Source organism: Afipia sp. DC4300-2b1 (assembly GCF_049895725.1).
Taxonomy (GTDB): domain Bacteria; phylum Pseudomonadota; class Alphaproteobacteria; order Rhizobiales; family Xanthobacteraceae; genus Afipia; species Afipia broomeae.
The window spans coordinates 440,596-457,703 of sequence record NZ_JAFCSX010000001.1; the positions used below are offsets into that span (position 1 = coordinate 440,596).

Genomic DNA, 17,108 nt, shown 5'->3' on the forward strand with positions numbered 1-17,108 from the left:
GATGATCGAGTGGATCGTTGATTTTTCGGTAAAGCGCCGGTGGCTGGTCCTGCTCGTCACGCTCGCCGCCGCCGCGTCCGGTCTCTGGTCGCTGACTAAGCTGCCGATCGACGCCGTTCCGGACGTGACCAACGTCCAGGTGCAGGTTAATGCCGTCGCGCCGTCGCTTACGCCGGTAGAGATCGAAAAGCAGGTCACCGTCGCGTTGGAGACCGCGCTCGCGGGAATACCGGGACTGGAGTCTACTCGGTCGTTCTCTCGCAACGGCTTTGCGCAGATCACGGCGGTGTTCGCCGACCGCACCAATATCTACTTCGCGCGGCAACTGGTGTCGGAGCGGATCAACGACGCCAAGCCCAGCCTACCGCCGGGCGTCGACGTCAGGATGGGCCCGGTTTCCACGGGGCTCGGCGAGATCTACTGGTGGGCCGTCGAATACGAAAAGCCCGGCACGACCGCCCCCGTCCACGACGGCCAGCCGGGATGGCAGACCGACGGAAGCTACCTGACGCCGGAAGGCGAGCGTCTCACAGGTGAGTTCCAACGGACGGTGTACCTGCGCACGGTGCAGGATTGGATAATACGTCCGCAGATGAAGTCGGTGCCGGGTGTCGCCGGCGCCGATGCCATCGGTGGCTTCGTAAAGCAGTTCCAGGTCCAGCCGGATCCGGCGAAGTTGGTCGGTTACGGCTTGACGTTCGGCCAGGTGATCGCCGCCATCGAGGCCAACAACGTCAGCCGCGGGGCGAACTACATCGAGCAGAACGGAGAAGGTTACGTCGTGCGCGCCGCCGGGCGGGTCGAGAACATGGACGACATCTCCAACATCGTAGTCACCACCCGCGGCGGCATTCCCGTGAGGGTGCGGGACGTTGCCGACGTCGCGATCGGGCGCGAACTGCGCACCGGCAGCGCCAGCGTCGACGGTCGCGAGGTCGTGTTGGGAACAGCGCTGATGCTGATCGGCGGCAACAGCCGGACGGTCGCCGCGGCGGCCGACGTCCGGATCAAGGAAGTCAGCCGTACCCTGCCGCCGGGCATCTATGCGCATACCGTCTTGAATCGGACGCAACTGGTCGACGCGACGATCCATACGGTGGCGAGCAATCTGGCCGAAGGCGCGCTCCTTGTCATAGCCGTCCTCTTTCTGCTGCTGGGCAACATGCGCGCGGCCCTCATCACCGCCTGCGTGATTCCCGTGACGATGCTCATCACCGCTACCGGCATGCTGCAAGGGCGGATCAGCGCCAACCTCATGAGCCTGGGCGCGCTGGACTTCGGCCTGATCGTCGACGGCGCCGTCATCATTGCCGAGAACAGCCTGCGCCATCTCGCCGAACGGCAGCGCGAACTGGGCCGAACCCTATCGCTCGAAGAGCGCCTGTCCACAGTGACGGCTTCGACCTCGGAGATGATCCGTCCGACGGTGTACGGCCAGATCATCATCATCCTGGTGTACGTTCCCCTGCTCGCCTTTACGGGCGTCGAGGGCAAGACGTTCGAGCCGATGGCGCTGACGGTCATGATCGCGCTCGCGACCGCGTTCGTCGTTTCGCTCACCTTCGTGCCGGCCGCCATTGCGATCGCGGTGTCGAAGCCGGTGCGCGAGGACGAGAATTATTTTATCCGCCGGCTGAAGTCCGGATACGCACCCTTGTTGAGCCGCACGATCGCTAGGCCGCTGCCGGTGATGGTGGCGGCCGCGCTGATGTTCGTCGGCGCCGTTCTGTTGTTCGGTCGCCTCGGGCAGGAATTCACGCCAACCCTCGACGAGAAGAACATCGTCATGGAGGTAAAGCGCGTGCCGAGCACTGCGCTGGCGCAATCGCAACGGATGCAGCTTCTGATCGAACGCCAGATCAGCAAATTTCCCGAGGTGGCCTTCGTCTTCTCCCGCACCGGAACGCCGGATCTAGCTGCCGATCCGATGCCTCCGAGTTCGTCCGATACCTACATCATCGTCAGGCCGCAGAACGAGTGGCCTGATCCCGACACCACGAAGGACGACCTGATCAAGCGCATCGAGGCCGAAGCCACCAAGCTTCCGGGCAACAAGGTCGGCTTTTCGCAGCCGATCGAGATGCGGTTCAACGAATTGATCGCAGGGGTGCGCGAGGACCTTGCCGTGAAGGTGTTCGGAGACGACTTCGCGGAGATGCAGCGCACGGCAGCCCGGATCGCCGACGTGCTGCGCAAGGTTGACGGCGCCGAGAGCGTCAAGGTAGAGGAGACGGCGGGCCTCCCCTTCCTTGAGATCAAGATAGACAAGTCCGAGATAGCCCGGCGCGGTCTCAGCCTCGCGTCGGTCCAGGACCTGATCGAGACGGCCGTGGGCGGCCGCGCCGCGGGCCTAGTCTTCGAGGGTGACCGCCGATTCCAGATCATCGTGCGCCTCAACGATGCGCTGCGCAACGATATCTCGGCGCTTGAGGATCTTCCGGTCCCGCTTCCGAACGCCAATCCGAACGTTCCTTCTTCCTCCGTCCCGCTACGAGCGGTGGCCGCGTTCGAGCAGACCGAGGGCGCCAACCAGATCAGCCGCGAAAACGGCAAGCGGCGTGTCGTCGCGACCGCCGAAGTGCGCGGACGCGACATCGGGTCCTTGGTCACGGAGGCGCAAGCCAAGGTCGACGAGCAGGTCAAGCTCCCACCGGGGAGCTTCCTGACCTGGGGCGGACAGTTCGAAAATTTCTCCGTCGCGCGTCAGCGTCTGATGATCGTCGTGCCGGGCTGTTTTCTGCTGATCTATCTTCTCCTGTTCGGTGCGTTGGGCTCGCCGCGTGACGCCCTCATCGTCTTCAGCGCCGTGCCGTTGGCGCTGACCGGCGGCATCGCCGCGCTCTGGCTTCGCGGCATGCCGTTTTCGATTTCCGCGGCGGTCGGATTCATCGCCCTGTCGGGTGTCGCCGTCCTCAACGGCTTGGTGATGCTCACCCAGATCCGGAAATTGATTTTGGAAGGTATCGATACGCGCCTGGCCATCAGCCAAGGCGCCCTCACCCGCTTTCGCCCGGTTATCATGACGGCGCTGGTCGCCTCGCTGGGTTTCGTGCCCATGGCCATCGCGACGGGTACGGGGGCCGAAGTGCAGAAGCCATTGGCGACCGTCGTCATCGGCGGCCTGCTGAGCGCGACGCTACTGACGCTGCTGGTCCTGCCGGCACTCTACTCCTACTTCGCACCTGCCCAAGCACAGACGAAGCCCGACAGTGCATTCATCCCCAGCCGCGCGGCCGAATAGAAACCGAAGGTATGACATGTTGAAGCAAATCCAGGGCTGGTTCGGGATGTCGCCCCAAGGGCAATCGCTGGGACTCGGCCACGGGCCGGGCGATGGCAAGGGTCATGGCCACACGCACGGGTCGATAGATCCCACCATCGCGGCGACGACACGCGGCATCTGGGCGATCAAATGGTCGTTCGTCGTGCTGGCGCTTACCTCGGCCCTGCAGCTGGTGGTCGTGGTGATCTCGGGCAGCGTCGCGCTCCTCGCCGATACTATCCACAACGTCGGGGATGCCGTTACCGCGATTCCACTCTGGATTGCGTTCGTGCTGGCGCGCCGCAAGCCGAGCAAAACCTTCACGTATGGTCTCGGACGCGCCGAAGACCTGGCCGGGGTGGCCATCGTGGCGATCATCCTGTTCAGTGCCGTCTTCGCGGGCTACGAAGCCGTGGACCGTCTTATCCATCCCCAAAGCATCGATTTTATTCCCTGGGTGGTGGCCGCTGGCGTAATCGGATTTCTCGGGAACGAAGCCGTCGCGGTCTTCCGGATCCGGGTCGGACGGGAGATCAACAGCGCGGCGCTCATCGCCGACGGTTATCACGCGCGCACTGATGGCTTCACAAGTCTCGCTGTTGTCGTGGGTGCGGTCGGCGTGTGGCTGGGATTTCCGCTGGCGGACCCGATCGTCGGACTTCTTATCACCATCGCCATCTTCGGCATCGTCTGGCAGTCGTCCAAGGCGGTGTTCGTCCGGATGCTCGACGGCGTCGACCCCGAGGTCACCGACGAAATCAGACACGCTGCCGAGCACGTCGAAGGCGTCCGCGAGGTCCTTGACGTCAAGGCACGCTGGCTGGGACATCGCTTGCACGCGGACATCGGTGTCCGCGTCCATGCCGAAATGCCCGTCGCGGACGCCGACCGTTTGGCGGAAAACCTCCGGCACGAGATGCTTAAGCATATCCCCGCTCTTTCCGTTGCGAATGTCCGAGTATCGTCGAAAACCGTAGGCGCAGCCGAGATGTCCGCTGACCGTAGAGCGCCGGAGACGTTCCAATTTCGCAGCGAACTGGCAGAGGGCGAACTCTCGATCGCGAACACGCCGGCAGGGGAGCGGATGCGACTGACCCTGAGTCGGTCCGCAGCCGGGTTGAACGCGGTGGTGGTGATCGAGCGGGACGGACGGTCCGAGACGCTTGCGCTCTCACCGTTGTCGGGAAATCCCTTGAACTTCGAAAGCGCTTCCGCCCCATCTGAGCCCCATGCGTTCGACGGACAGCTGATCCTGTCGGCGGACGGCAAAAAAGACATTCGGGAGTTTCACACGACGAAGCCGGCAGCCACGGGCATTGGCTCTACTGCGCGCCGCAAGCATGGCCTTCAAGGCCGGTAGAGGCGCGCGCGGCATCCCTCTCTCGCCATACTCGGCGTGCATGTCTGTAGTCCTCGAAGCAGTCGATGCTGCCGCCAAGGTACCCCTTTAGTCTGCCCTGTTGCGGCGCGGGAACAAAATGTCCCGGCGATCGGTCGGGATGCTGCCGGTTGGTGTACAATCTTTGATTGGGCCCGAAGAAGCTTTGAGCGAGAACGCGGCGCATGGTGCAAGCATTCCTTCCGCTCTCCTGAAGCCTGCAGACCAAGACCATGAAAGATGGGCAGAGATGATCATGCACGGGACCAGCCCAGGCACGATTTGATCGACATGCTCTCCCTCGGCGGCGACGGAAGCGTCTCGATCGAGGTCGAGCGTGGAGTCGACGACAATCCGGTGACTGCGGCTCACCCTAAGGCTGCAGCAGCATGGCGCGGAGGACGCCGGTCGAGTTGAGCTTAGATGCTTTGCCGCCGCCGGTGTCGCAGCGACGCAGCTGACGATCATGACGGCTGCAAGCAAACGGTTCGACGAGTACCACGCACGACGGGCAACACATTCCCGACCGCCGCAATCGCCTGTTCAAATGCAATGGATGATATCGGAATTCTCTCCCTCGCATCGGAGCGAATCTTGCCCTTAACGAAACCGCCTGCCATTCCATTGCATTCGGTGGCGGCAAACCGAACCTCTTTGACTGCAATCTATGTCGATCGACGGGATACCGGACTCATTAGACATGTCGATTTCCAAGACGTCCCCTCGCCAAACCTCGCGAAGATTGCCTCTTTTGGAAACAAAAATGCGATGAAGGCAGCCGTTCGGCGAACAAAGTGCATCTCGGTTGAAACACTCTACTTGGTCGAAGTGGATTGCGATAAACTCCACGCCTTCCTTTCCTTTCAGGTATCGCAGGAAGCCCGTTCGAACATTTATTGCGTCGCCTCTGCACAGTAGCTGCGCTGCTTTGAACGCCTTGTGGATAGCCGGTTGAAGTCGTTGCAGCCGCTCGTATGATAACGTGGAGAATTTGCCCTGCGCGATTCCCGACGCGCGCGCGATAGCACCAGTAGAGATCACACACATCATCAGTGCTATGAACAGGCGCAGCATGCAACATTCCTTTGGTCAGACAATTCGGCGGCGCGTGGTCCAGATGGTTTGAAGATGACGCCGAACTCCTTTTCGATGATCCTCGGAAAGCTCTCCGAAACTTGTCGTACGCCGCCGCCAACCCGCGCTGGGCGGCCACCCGGCCGCCGGAGCCGCTCCGAGCCTACCTGCGCAGGGAGCCCGGCAAACTTTCAACCGGCTCGCGCGGGGCAGGACGTTCGGACGAATCGCGGCCGATCTTGGACTGCAGTTCCATCAGATCGATGAAGACGTCGGCCTGGCGCCGCAACTCGTCGGCGATCATCGGCGGCTGGCTGGAGATCGTCGAGACGACGGTGACGCAAACGCCGCGGCCTTGCACCGCCTCAACCAGCGAGCGGAAATCCCCATCGCCGGAAAACAGCACCATTTGATCGACATGCTCGGCGATCTCCATCGCATCGACCGCTAATTCGATGTGCATATTGCTCTTGACCTTGCGGCGGCCGCTGGCGTCGATGAATTCCTTGGTTGCCTTGGTCACGACGGTATAGCCGTTGTAATCTAGCCAATCGATCAACGCGCGGACCGACGAATGTTCCTGATCTTCGATGATGGCAGTGTAGTAGAATGCGCGCAGCAACGCTGCGCAGCCCTGGAATTCCTTGAGAAGGCGTTTGTAGTCGACATCAAAGCCAAGTGTCTTGGCGGTGGCATAGAGGTTGGGTCCATCGATAAAGAGCGCGATCCTGTTTTCCAATGCTATTGCTCCTAGATCGTCCGGGCGGGCATTTCAATCGGCCACCCGATTGGTTTTGTCGTATGCGTCTTCCTCATTGAGTCGAGATCCGGAGAACGTAATGTGGGACCCAAGACCGTGCTTGCGTCTTTCCCGCTGGCGACGTTTCAACATGCAGAGATTCCTAAGGGCTCGTTGTTTCTGTATTCTGGACCGCGATGAGCGTCACACCCTAGTGAAGCGTCTGGCACATGTAGGGAGACCGTGGCTACTCCTCTATCGGATTGACAGCCACATCAGCCGCCATCGCGGTTAGCCTCCCGAAGACATCGACGGGCTCGACCCAATACGTGAGGCTGTCAATCCGAGCATTCTTACGCAGGTCGTCGAGCAATTTCGTCACCCACTGCCGCGGCAGCACTGCGACCAGCACGCTAAGCTTCACTCGCCCCCGCACCCGCTCGTTGACGCTTGCTTCCTTGAAGTCGAGGCCGTGGCCATCGCTGACCCATGTCGTGAACCCGCTAATGGGTGGTTCAGCCCTCAGCAAATACTCGACGACAATGTCCTCTCCGCTTGGAGGGAAGGCGAGTGTGAGCTTGCATAAGGACTTGTCCATTCGAGACTCCGGGTGTGCAGTGTGGTTTGGGCCGCCGGGACGCCGAAGCGTCGAAACAGGATAGGCAGGAGAACCAGCGTTAAGGCCGTTGAGGTGACGAGGCCGCCGATGACTACGATCGCGAGCGGCTTTTGGATTTCCGAGCCAGGTCCGTCTGCGAACAGCAGCGGCACCAGCCCGAAGGCGGCGATGCTGGCCGTCATGAGAACCGGCCGAAGCCGCCGGACCGAGCCTTCATAGATGGCCCGATCTAACGGAAGCCCGCTGTCCAGCAACTGATTGAAATAACTGACCAGAACCAGCCCGTTGAGCACGGCGATGCCGAGCAGCGCGATAAAGCCGACGGAAGCCGGCACCGACAGATATGCGCCGGAGACCCACAGGGCCAGCATGCCTCCCACTAATGCAAAGGGCACGTTGGCAAGAATGAGCAGTGACTGGCGCATGGAGCGCAGCGTTGCGAAAAGCACAACGAGGATGAGACCCAGCGCGATCGGGATGACGATCGCAAGCCGGGTTGCCGCGCGGCGCTGGTTCTCGAACTGGCCGCCCCAGACCAGCCGGTATCCTGACGGAAGCTGGACCTTCTCAGCAACCGCCTTCTGTGCATCCTGGACGAAACCGACAAGGTCGCGGCCCGACACGTAGCCCTGCACGATGGCAAAGCGGGACGCGTTTTCACGGTCGATCTTGACGGCGCCAGCCTTACGTCCGATGCGCGCAACATCCCCGATCCGCACCAGGCCGCCGTCGCCGGCCGCGAGTTGCATCCGGCTGAACAGCTCGGGCGTGTCGCGAACCGCCTCCGGCCCGCGGACCACGATGTTGGTCCGCCGCCGCGGTTCTGCGACAATCCCGGCAGTGCCACCTTCAAGCAGCGTGCGCAGTTCATCCTGAATGCCGGTGACCGACAAACCGACCCTGCCTGCCGCCATGCGGTCAACGTCGATCTGCAAATAATCGACCTTGTCGTTCGAGACCGTCGATACCTCGGTTGCGCCAGGGACGCTTCGAAGAGTCGATTGGATTTGACCTGCCAACTCGGACAACACCTTGAGATCAGGTCCGAAAATTTTGATCGCAAGATCGCCACGGGCGCCGGTCAGCATTTCCGATGTGCGCATCTCAATGGGCTGCGTAAACGCGAATTCCATCCCCGGCAGATCGGCCACCGCTTCCCGAATACGCGCGACCAGCCGGTCCTTGTCGGGCTCGCGCCACTGGGCTTTCGGCTTCAGGACGAGAAAGGCGTCGGTCTCATTAGGACCCATCGGGTCGAGGCCCAACTCGTCAGAGCCGACACGCGAGATCACGCGATCGATCTCAGGCACCTTTGCGAGCAGGGTGCGCTGGATCAGGAGATCGGCGTCGATGCTGGCCTTGAGATTGATCGACGGTAGCTTGATGGTTTGCACAATGACGGAGCCCTCGTCCATGCTGGGCATAAATGTCTTGCCGACGGCTCCATACGCCACCACGGCAAGGCCAATCCCGCCGAGAGCAATGAGGTAGACCGGCAGCGGATGAGCGAGGCAGCTTCTGAGCAGCGGACCATAGCCACGGGTCAGCAGCCGCATCAGCAACGGCTCGCCATGGTTGCCGCCGCGCAGCAGAAAGGACGAGAGCACCGGGATCAGCGTCAGCGACAGAACCAGGGAGCCGCTGAGGGCGAAGATGATCGTCAATGCGACCGGAGCGAACAGTTTGCCTTCCAGGCCCTGCAGCGACAGCAGCGGTAGAAACACGAGACAAATGATGAAGATGCCCGACGCGACCGGAATCGCGACTTCGCTGGCCGCCTGGTAAATCTGATGCAGCAACGGCACTTTTCCGTCGCCCGGATCATGATTGAGACGCTCGACCGCGTTTTCAACGACAACGACCGCGGCATCCACGATGAGGCCGAGCGCGATGGCGAGGCCGCCGAGGCTCATTAGGTTGGCGGACATCCCGAACGCCTGCATCATGATGAAGGTGACGAGCGCCGCAAACGGCAGCGTTACGGCGACAACGAGCGCCGCTCTGAGATTTCCCAGAAAGGCGAGCAGCAGCAGAACGACGAGGACGGTTGCCTCAATGAGAGCCTTCTTGACCGTTCCAACGGCGCTCTGGACAAGATCCGAACGGTCATAGAACGGTTCGAGCCGAACGCCTTCAGGCAAACTTGGCTTTAACTCGTCGAGCCGCTGGCGGACAGCCTTGACGAGCGCATTGGCGTCAGCCCCTCTGAGTGACAACACGAGTCCTTCGACCGCCTCGCCTGTCCCGTCTTTCGTAACCGCGCCATAGCGCGTGAGGCTGCCGATATGGACGCTGGCCACATCATGCACCCTGAGGATTTTCCCGCGTTCGGATTTGAGCACGATCTGCTCGAGGTCGTGCGGGGTCTGGATTGCGCCTTCAGCGCGCACCACCAGCGCTTTTTCACCCTCGCCTAGGCGGCCCGCGCCGTCATTGCGATTGTTGGCCTGAATCGTCGCGATCAGCTTTGAGACGTCGAGTCCGGCGGCGGCCAACGCCGCGCTATCCGGCGTCACCTCGAAGGTCTTTACCAGACCGCCCAACGCGTTGACGTCGGCGACGCCCGGAATTGTTCTCAGCGCCGGCCGTATGGTCCAATCCAGCAGGGTGCGGCGCTCTTCAAACGAAAGGCCGCCTCCTTCGATCGTGAACATGAACACGTCGGACAGCGGCGTCGAGATCGGCGCGAGGCCCCCGGAGACGTTGGCCGGCAAATCACCGCGCACGCCGGCCAGCCGTTCAGCGACCTGTTGGCGCGCCCAATAAATGTCGGTCCCGTCGACAAAATCGATAGTGATATCCGCGATGGCATATTTAGCGGACGCACGCAGAATGGTCTGGCGCGGAATGCCGAGCAGTTCCATTTCCAGCGGGGTGATGACCCGGGTCTCCACCTCTTCGGGCGTCATGCCCGGCGCCTTTAGGATGATCTTCGCTTGAACCGGCGCGATGTTGGGGAAGGCGTCGATCGGGATGTTTTGAAACGCGTAGCCGCCGGCGCCGGCGATGAGCACCGCGACCAACAGGACGAAAACGCGCTGGGTCAGGGCGAACTCGATTAAGCGGCGCAGCATGCTCACTCCCTGGGAATGAGGTTTTCAAGCAGCGAAAGGCCGCTTGCCGCAACCATCTGTCCCGGCGTCAGATCGCCTTCGACCGTGGCAGCCGACGTCGTTTTTCCCCTAAGCTTAACGGGCACCACGTTAAACCCGGTTTCATTGCGCACGAAGACGGCATTGCTCTCGCCTATCCAGACGACCGACGTCGCCGGCACGTCGAGACCGCCCGAAGCAGAGGGACGAATGATGCTCACCGCGATCATCTGTCCGGCAACGAGGCCGGATCGCGGCGGTACCTCGGCAAGCATTGTCGCCGACCGCGTCATGCGGTCGAGCGCCCGCCCGATCGAGATCACCTTGCCGATCGGTCCGTCCGCGACCTGCACGCGGTCACCCGGATGGATGCGGCCAATGAGGTCGGCCGGCACTTGCGCTTCAAGCCAGAGTTGCTCGCTGGTGTCGATCACGACCGCCGCCCCCATAGCATCGAGCTTTTCCCCTGGCAGCACCCGCGTTTCCACCACCCGGCCGTCGGCGGGGGCTGGCAATGTGTAGTTCCCGAAGGCTCCCTGCGAGATGCCTCCGATTGCGACGAGTCGTTTTTGGTCGTCGGTCAGCGCACGAATTTTGGCGGCTTGGGCCTCCGCCTCCTCGGCCTTAACCGGAGCCGCGACGTCCTTGTCGACCAGCCTGCGGAAGCGCGTCGCGACCGTTTCCGCCATTTGCAGCTCGGCCTCCGACTGATTGAGCCTGCTCATGGCTTCGAGGAATTCGCGGCTGGCAACGGTAACGAGTGGCTCTCCTTTCTTGACGGCCTGGCCCGGCAGAACGTGCATCTGCGTGACCGTTCCAGCGAAAGGCGCCGCGGCGACAAGGCGCGCGTTGGTTGCCGGAACGACCGTGGCCGGAAGCAGGGCGACCGCTTCGGTTTGGGCGGGCTGAACTTTCTGAAGCTGAATTTCGAGGCGATCCACCTGCGCCTGGGTGACGGCAAGCTCTTTGGCGCCGGCGCGCGTCCCCAGAGGCATAAGCGACAGAAGGACCACCAGATATTTCAGCCGCGAGCAGCGCATGCAACCGTCTCCATCGTCGGAACCTGATCTATTGGCCCAGTCTCTGGCATGCGTATCTGAAAGGAAGCTGAAGGCGCTCCGGGCTGGCCGGCATGGCATGTTCAGGTTCATGTCAGCTTGTCTGTGATAGGATAGGGGCCGGAATTCAAGGAGGCACTCAATCCGTATTCTTCTGATCGAAGACGATGACGAGATCGCCCGGCGTCTGGTCGCCGGCTTGACGGCGGGCGGCTTCGTGGTTGAGCGCGCGGCCGATGGCCCTGACGGGCATGCATTGGGGGCAACCGAGCCCTACGACGCCGCCGTACTGGACCTCGGCCTCCCCGGAATGCAGGGCCTGGATGTCTTGCGACGATGGCGCGCGGCCAACCGCAAACTTCCCGTCCTCATTCTTACCGCGCGCGGGACGTGGGCTGAGAAGGTAGACGGCCTCAACGCCGGCGCCGACGACTACATCACCAAGCCGTTCCATATTCCCGAAGTGGCGGCGCGGCTTCGAGCACTCATCCGGCGCACGTCCGGGCTTGCGAACCCGTTGCTCGAGCATCGCGGCATTTCGCTCGACCCGGTCTCGAGTCGCGTCACGCGCGACGGCGAACCGGTCGAGCTGACCGCGAGCGAATTCCGCATGCTAAACTGTTTTCTGCACCGGATCGGCCGGGTGATCTCGCAGCAAGAGCTCATCGATCACCTCTACGCACTCGAAGATAGCCGCGAGTCCAATACCATTGAGGTGTACGTCAGCCGGCTGCGGCGCAAGCTCGGACCCAATCTCATCAAGACTGTCCGCGGTCTCGGATATCGAATGGAGTAATGGGAACGCATGACGAGCCTTAAAGGCCGCTTGATCGGCGTTGCTGTCGTCTGGATTCTCGTTGGGGTCCTCGTATCCGGGGTCGCACTGTCGACAGTCTTCAAGACGCATGTCACCCAACAGTTTTACGAGGAGCTCTATGTCCATTTGGACGAACTGCAGGGTCTTGTAACCGTCACGTCGTCGGGTCCGCACCTGCAGCGTCCGTTGAGCGATCCGCGCTATGACGTGCCTCTCTCCGGCTATTATTGGGAGGTCCAGAAGCCGGGACGCATTGTTGCCAGCTCCACTTCGTTGCAAGGCGGCGTGCTGCTGGGCATCCCCCCTGACGACCCGCCGGATGGTACCGTTCATACCCACATGATCGACGGCCCGACCGGGAAGGTTCTCGTCGCCGAGCGTGTGCACCGGTACAACCCTTCGGACCCGCCACTGCGCTTCATCATAGGGACCGACCGCCGCCATCTGGAAAGCGTTCTTCAAGGCTTCAACAGCACGCTGGCCTGGTCGATGGGCGCCTTCGCCGGTTCGATGATCATTGCCGCGAGCGGACTCATTCTGTTCGCATTGCGGCCCTTGAACTATCTTCGTACTGCCCTGAACAGGGTACGGTCCGGAAGCGAAAAGAAATTGCAAGGCAACTTCCCGCAGGAGGTGCAGCCCTTGGTCGACGAGTTGAATGCCATGCTGAGGTCGATGACCGAGCTAATGATCCGGGCGCGGGCGCAGGCGGGAAACTTGGCTCACGGTCTCAAGACGCCCCTCGCGATCCTCACTGACGAGGCCTACCGCATCGAGGACAAAGGCTTGCCGCAGTCCTCGGTGATCATCCTCGATCAGTGCAGGCGAATGCAGACACAGATCGACTACCAGATCGCCCGCGCCCGGGCAGTTGCGATGCACTCGGTTCCCGGAACGCTCACGTCTGTCGGCAAGGCCGGCGCGGAAGTGACCAGCGCCCTTTCGCGGCTCTACCAACCCAAAGGGATCGTGATCGAGAACGACATTCCGTCGACCGTGACGGCGGCATGCGACGCCCAAGACCTCAACGAGATGTTGGCAAACCTGGTCGACAATGCGTGCAAGCACGCAAAGGGACGCGTGCTGCTGTCTTGTGCCGAGGAATCGCCACAGCACACCGTTCGTGTTGTGGTCGAGGATGATGGACCCGGACTACCGCCGGAAGCCTTCGAGGTGGTCTTCAATGTCGGTGAGCGCTGGGACAGTCAGGCTCCTGGTTCTGGACTTGGCCTTTCGATCGTGCGCGATCTCGTGCGACTTTACGGCGGCGATATCGCTCTCGATACCTCGTCGCTCGGCGGGCTCAAAGTTGTTCTTGATCTCCCTCGCTTCCGAACTCTTGATGATCGAGTCAGCTGACCTTTCCGAAGCATACTATTGGCCAACCGGCTGATCCCGCTCAATGATCTTGTATCTTCAAGTCTCGGTCGATGCCTCGAACGACGTCGTTCAGTTTAGATCGGACCGATGGGTTTCTGATCCTGATCGGCAAGGAGCGAGGGGTCGATTCATGCCGGCGACGAACGAGCGCACGTCGACGATGCTACGGGACGCAACAACTCGTGCACAAAAGCGTCGTCTTCGGGAGTACAGATACTCGCTGCCGCTGCGTCCGAAAGCGATGTCCATCTTGGCGTCAGAACCATCGGATCGGTCCGAGCGGCCGTTGCCTACGAACAGCGCGTAGTCGCCGAAGCTCTTAAGAGTGGTGCCGCCTTTGCCGGTATCCCCTCCACGGTGACGGCCTGACTTATTCCTCCTGCGTATCTCCATTCAGTTGAGCGCCCCAGTGTAAGTCGACCCGAAGTCCGGACCGAACTTTTACTGGGTTGCAAACACCACCTCGCGAACGACGTTCCTGCGAATCGGAGTTGCTCCTTGTTTTTGTCGCGTTAGAGTGGCACCTAGCCTTCCAAATACAGCCCCCAACTACCGCGGCATGCGCCGCGACGCCGGCCCGCTGAGGAGCCTACTGATCGTAGCGGAATTGGTCGTTTTCTTCGGTCATTTTGGACAGTTGCCCGGCCCCAACAGCCGCAGCTGGGGTTCCTATGCACCAACATCGACCGGGAAGAAGAACCCGCGTTGAGCGCGAATGGCGATGCGGCCAGCCGACGACACCGCAAACTGCTCTTCACGTGTCGAGACGTTGGACACCAATTTGACACCGTGCCTTCTCCTCACCGGCGTTATACCAGCCGACATCCTTGATGCTCATCCTTGGCTCGTTACATCACCGTTATGTGGGAACGCTTTCATACTTCAGAATGGCTTACGGCTCAGCCCGAGCCTCTCCTTTCGGCAACTTGAGCCCCGAAGGTAGACCCTTGTCGACCTCCTTCGACCAAGCCCGATAGTAGGCGACCATCGTCATGATCCAAAGACCCGCGGCACCGACCAGGAGCTGGGCCACTACTCCCACTGACCCGAAATCCAGCACGAAGTGCGCGATGAAGGACAGGAACAGGCCAACGCAAAAGACAGGCAGCGACTGCTGACCGCATCTAATCATCGGCTTGAAGATTGGCCATTTCAGCCCCGGCCAATCGACCGGAATGAGCGAGACGACGATGAACATCAGGCTCACCAAATGGATCACCCGGTAAGGCGCGAGATTCGTCTTGTCGTTCGGAATAAATGTCTCTGCGATCGCGTCAGGAACGAACTGCCGCAATTCGGGAATCCGCTCAGCCAGCGTAATGGCGAGAGCAAACAGGACGAAGCCGATACTCAGGACGTAAAGGCTGCGAAACTGCAGAAGCCCTCGATTTGCCGCAGCTCCTCCGAGTGCCAGCCAGGCTCCGAAAACAAAGAGCAGCTGCCAGGTAATCGGATTGAAGTACCACACGCCCGCAGGATAGGAGGCAAAATTCCAGCCGTAATGGCGAGCAGCCAGATACAGGCCGATAGATCCGATCATCACCGCATTGCGCCATCGCAACATGAACCAAAGGAAGATCGGGAACGCGGCCATCAGCACGATGTAGAGCGGCAGAACATCGAGATTAAGCGGCTTGAACTTGAGCAGGAGACCTTGCAAGAGAGTCTCGACGGGCACGTTCATCAGGGGCGTGACGTTGAATTGATCCATCAGATGCGGATCGTCGAACTTATGCGAAAGATAGTGAACCGCAGTGAGGTAAAAAATGAAGATCAGCAAATGGGCAACGTAGAGTTGCCAGACCCGGCGCAACACTCTGGTAGCACCGATGACGAAGCCCCGCTCCATCATCATCTTGCCGAAAACAAGCGTCGCCGTGTAGCCGGAAATCAGCACGAAGAGATCGGCTCCATCGCTAAAGCCGTAGTTTCGCGTCGTGAACCATGCGAGTACGCTGTCAGGAATGTGCCCTAGGAAGATCAGCCAATTTGCCAGACCTCGAAATAGGTCCAGACGGACGTCGCGCTGGGACCTGGGCAGCACGGATCGGACGGCGATTACGTCTCGAATCCGGCGCCATACAGGCCTTAGGGCCCAACCGGCCGTACCGCCAAAGGTCTCGTCAGCCAACGTCTCTTTCTCCATTTCTTAATGATGAGTTTCCGCGCCTTCGAATGGAACGATTAGATTGCGCTTATCCACTACGCCGGTCCGCTCAACGAGACCCTGTGGGCGATGAGGCAGCTGAGAGCCATGGTCAATACAGCGGTGAGGTTAGTGTGGGCCGACCCTTCGATCTAGCAACAATCGCTGACCTCCGGTACGGCGGACGATAAATTCCCGCTGCGGTGAGCATTAGCAGCTTGGATTCGAAGTCTTAGTGCTTGGCGATCTTGACGAAACAATCAAGGTCGAGGCTTCGCTGAACTAACGTCGCAAAGGCACCTTAAGGAATTGCGATACTGAGAAGAGGCGATCCCGCCGCGTGCAGAATCGCCTCAGTCCAGTCACTGTTACTTTGGACCGATGTGGTGGGGTTCACGCGGGCCGCCGCTGTAATGATGGCTCCCGCGCGGACCGGATTTCTTCGAGCCCGTCTTCTGCTTCTTGGAGCCAATGTGATGCGGAACCTCGGACTTGGGTCCACCAGAGTAGTGGTGGCTGCCGCCCTTTCCTTCTCCAGAACTCGTCTGCGCCATTGCAGGGAACGCAACGAAGGACATGGCACTCGCGGCAACTAACAGTTTACAGATATTCATTTCTCTTCCTCCTAATTGACCGAATAGGTCCAGAAAAATCAAACCACGCATGTGATCCGATAGCAATCAACCCGATGCTGGCATCCGGATTCATGCCCCTCTTCATGTCCGCGTTGATCTTTTCCATCGACTTCATCTAGGCCTGACTGGCATCGTCGGCGAAAGATGGCATCGACAGCGAAAACGCGATCAGGGCGTACGCCGTGGACGTCTTCGGAAGATTTCGCATCACACATTCTCCGTTGGTCGAAAGCACGCTGGTTGATTGAAAGCACGCTCACAAACGACCGTTGAAAACGATTGTTCCGCGACTTCGAAGACAACGGAACGCATGACTCAACTGGTGTTCATGCGCGCACCAGCACGCGCTGTCGACCGGACCTCGCCAGGTTTTCACGGTGTTTGGGTGCTCAAGACATCTGCGCTACGAAGGAACTCCTGCATTAACATTGAATGTAACCACCGCAGCGTCGCGGTAGCGAACGGCAATCCGGGCTGCCGCAGACGGGACGATCCTCGCGCCGCTCGCTTCTCCAATCTCGACCCGAACTCCAGCGCCATGCGAAAAGGCGGCGTCACGACGCCGGACGCTTCGGCCCCTATTTTCCTTTCTGCATCTTCGTGATCGTGATGCCGGCGGTGGCCCGCTCGGCTTCGAACTGGACCTTGTCGCCCACCTTCACGTGCTTGAGCATCGAAGGATCCTGGACGCGGAACACCATCGTCATTCCGTCCTCGTTCATATCGAGGTTCTTGATGGGACCATGCTTGAGGGTGATTTTCCCGGTGGCTTCGTCGATCTTCTTGACTTCGCCGTTAACCATCGCTGTTTGCGCTAATGCGCCAGCGGACGGCCACGCGAGCGACAGCGCGAGAGCGGTAATTACGAACTTATTTGCCTTCATCTTGAACTTCCTTTGTTCGGTTTG

At 60.6% G+C, this 17,108-nt stretch carries 11 protein-coding genes; 4 read left to right on the top strand and 7 right to left on the bottom strand.

The window, feature by feature from the left end; translation table 11 throughout:
• Window position 1 precedes the first annotated feature (1 nt).
• Window positions 2-3,241 carry an efflux RND transporter permease subunit gene (locus tag ACP7AL_RS02225; RefSeq protein WP_425988337.1) on the top strand — a complete coding sequence of 1,080 codons (3,240 nt, stop codon included), beginning with the start codon at window positions 2-4 and terminating at the stop codon, window positions 3,239-3,241.
• 16 nt (window positions 3,242-3,257) lie between these two features.
• Window positions 3,258-4,622, top strand: a complete 1,365-nt coding sequence (locus ACP7AL_RS02230; RefSeq protein ID WP_425988340.1) for a cation diffusion facilitator family transporter — start codon at window positions 3,258-3,260, stop codon at window positions 4,620-4,622.
• 618 nt (window positions 4,623-5,240) lie between these two features.
• Here ACP7AL_RS02230 and ACP7AL_RS02235 read toward each other — a convergent pair.
• The 5 genes from ACP7AL_RS02235 to ACP7AL_RS02255 form a co-directional block, all read right to left on the bottom strand.
• Entirely contained in the window at window positions 5,241-5,714 is a 474-nt protein-coding gene (locus ACP7AL_RS02235) for a hypothetical protein (protein ID WP_425988343.1), read from the bottom strand.
• 163 nt (window positions 5,715-5,877) lie between these two features.
• Window positions 5,878-6,453: an NYN domain-containing protein gene (locus tag ACP7AL_RS02240; RefSeq protein ID WP_425988346.1), complete on the bottom strand. Its 576-nt coding sequence runs from the start codon at window positions 6,451-6,453 to the stop codon at window positions 5,878-5,880.
• Window positions 6,454-6,700: 247 nt separating this feature from the next.
• Window positions 6,701-7,051, bottom strand: coding sequence for a DUF3240 family protein (locus ACP7AL_RS02245; protein WP_425988349.1), 351 nt, complete (start codon window positions 7,049-7,051; stop codon window positions 6,701-6,703).
• Window positions 6,976-10,146 (bottom strand): efflux RND transporter permease subunit, encoded by a 3,171-nt coding sequence (locus ACP7AL_RS02250; RefSeq protein WP_425988352.1) that lies wholly within the window; start codon window positions 10,144-10,146, stop codon window positions 6,976-6,978. The genes ACP7AL_RS02245 and ACP7AL_RS02250 overlap by 76 nt, the downstream gene beginning before the upstream one ends.
• Before the next feature lie 2 nt (window positions 10,147-10,148).
• The gene (locus tag ACP7AL_RS02255) at window positions 10,149-11,315 is read right to left on the bottom strand and encodes an efflux RND transporter periplasmic adaptor subunit (RefSeq protein ID WP_425988355.1); all 1,167 of its coding nucleotides are present in this window, start codon (window positions 11,313-11,315) and stop codon (window positions 10,149-10,151) included.
• Window positions 11,316-11,364: 49 nt separating this feature from the next.
• Between ACP7AL_RS02255 and ACP7AL_RS02260 the strand changes: the two genes are divergently transcribed.
• Window positions 11,365-12,018, top strand: a complete 654-nt coding sequence (locus ACP7AL_RS02260; RefSeq protein WP_425989995.1) for a response regulator transcription factor — start codon at window positions 11,365-11,367, stop codon at window positions 12,016-12,018.
• 9 nt (window positions 12,019-12,027) lie between these two features.
• On the top strand, window positions 12,028-13,398 hold the full coding sequence (locus ACP7AL_RS02265) for an ATP-binding protein (RefSeq protein ID WP_425988358.1): 1,371 nt from the start codon (window positions 12,028-12,030) through the stop codon (window positions 13,396-13,398).
• A 913-nt stretch (window positions 13,399-14,311) separates the two neighbouring features.
• Here the strand turns inward: ACP7AL_RS02265 and ACP7AL_RS02270 are convergent.
• Both ACP7AL_RS02270 and ACP7AL_RS02275 read right to left on the bottom strand, forming a co-directional pair.
• Window positions 14,312-15,550: an OpgC domain-containing protein gene (locus tag ACP7AL_RS02270; RefSeq protein ID WP_425988361.1), complete on the bottom strand. Its 1,239-nt coding sequence runs from the start codon at window positions 15,548-15,550 to the stop codon at window positions 14,312-14,314.
• 1,228 nt (window positions 15,551-16,778) lie between these two features.
• On the bottom strand, window positions 16,779-17,084 hold the full coding sequence (locus ACP7AL_RS02275; RefSeq protein ID WP_425988364.1) for a copper-binding protein: 306 nt from the start codon (window positions 17,082-17,084) through the stop codon (window positions 16,779-16,781).
• Window positions 17,085-17,108 lie beyond the last annotated feature (24 nt).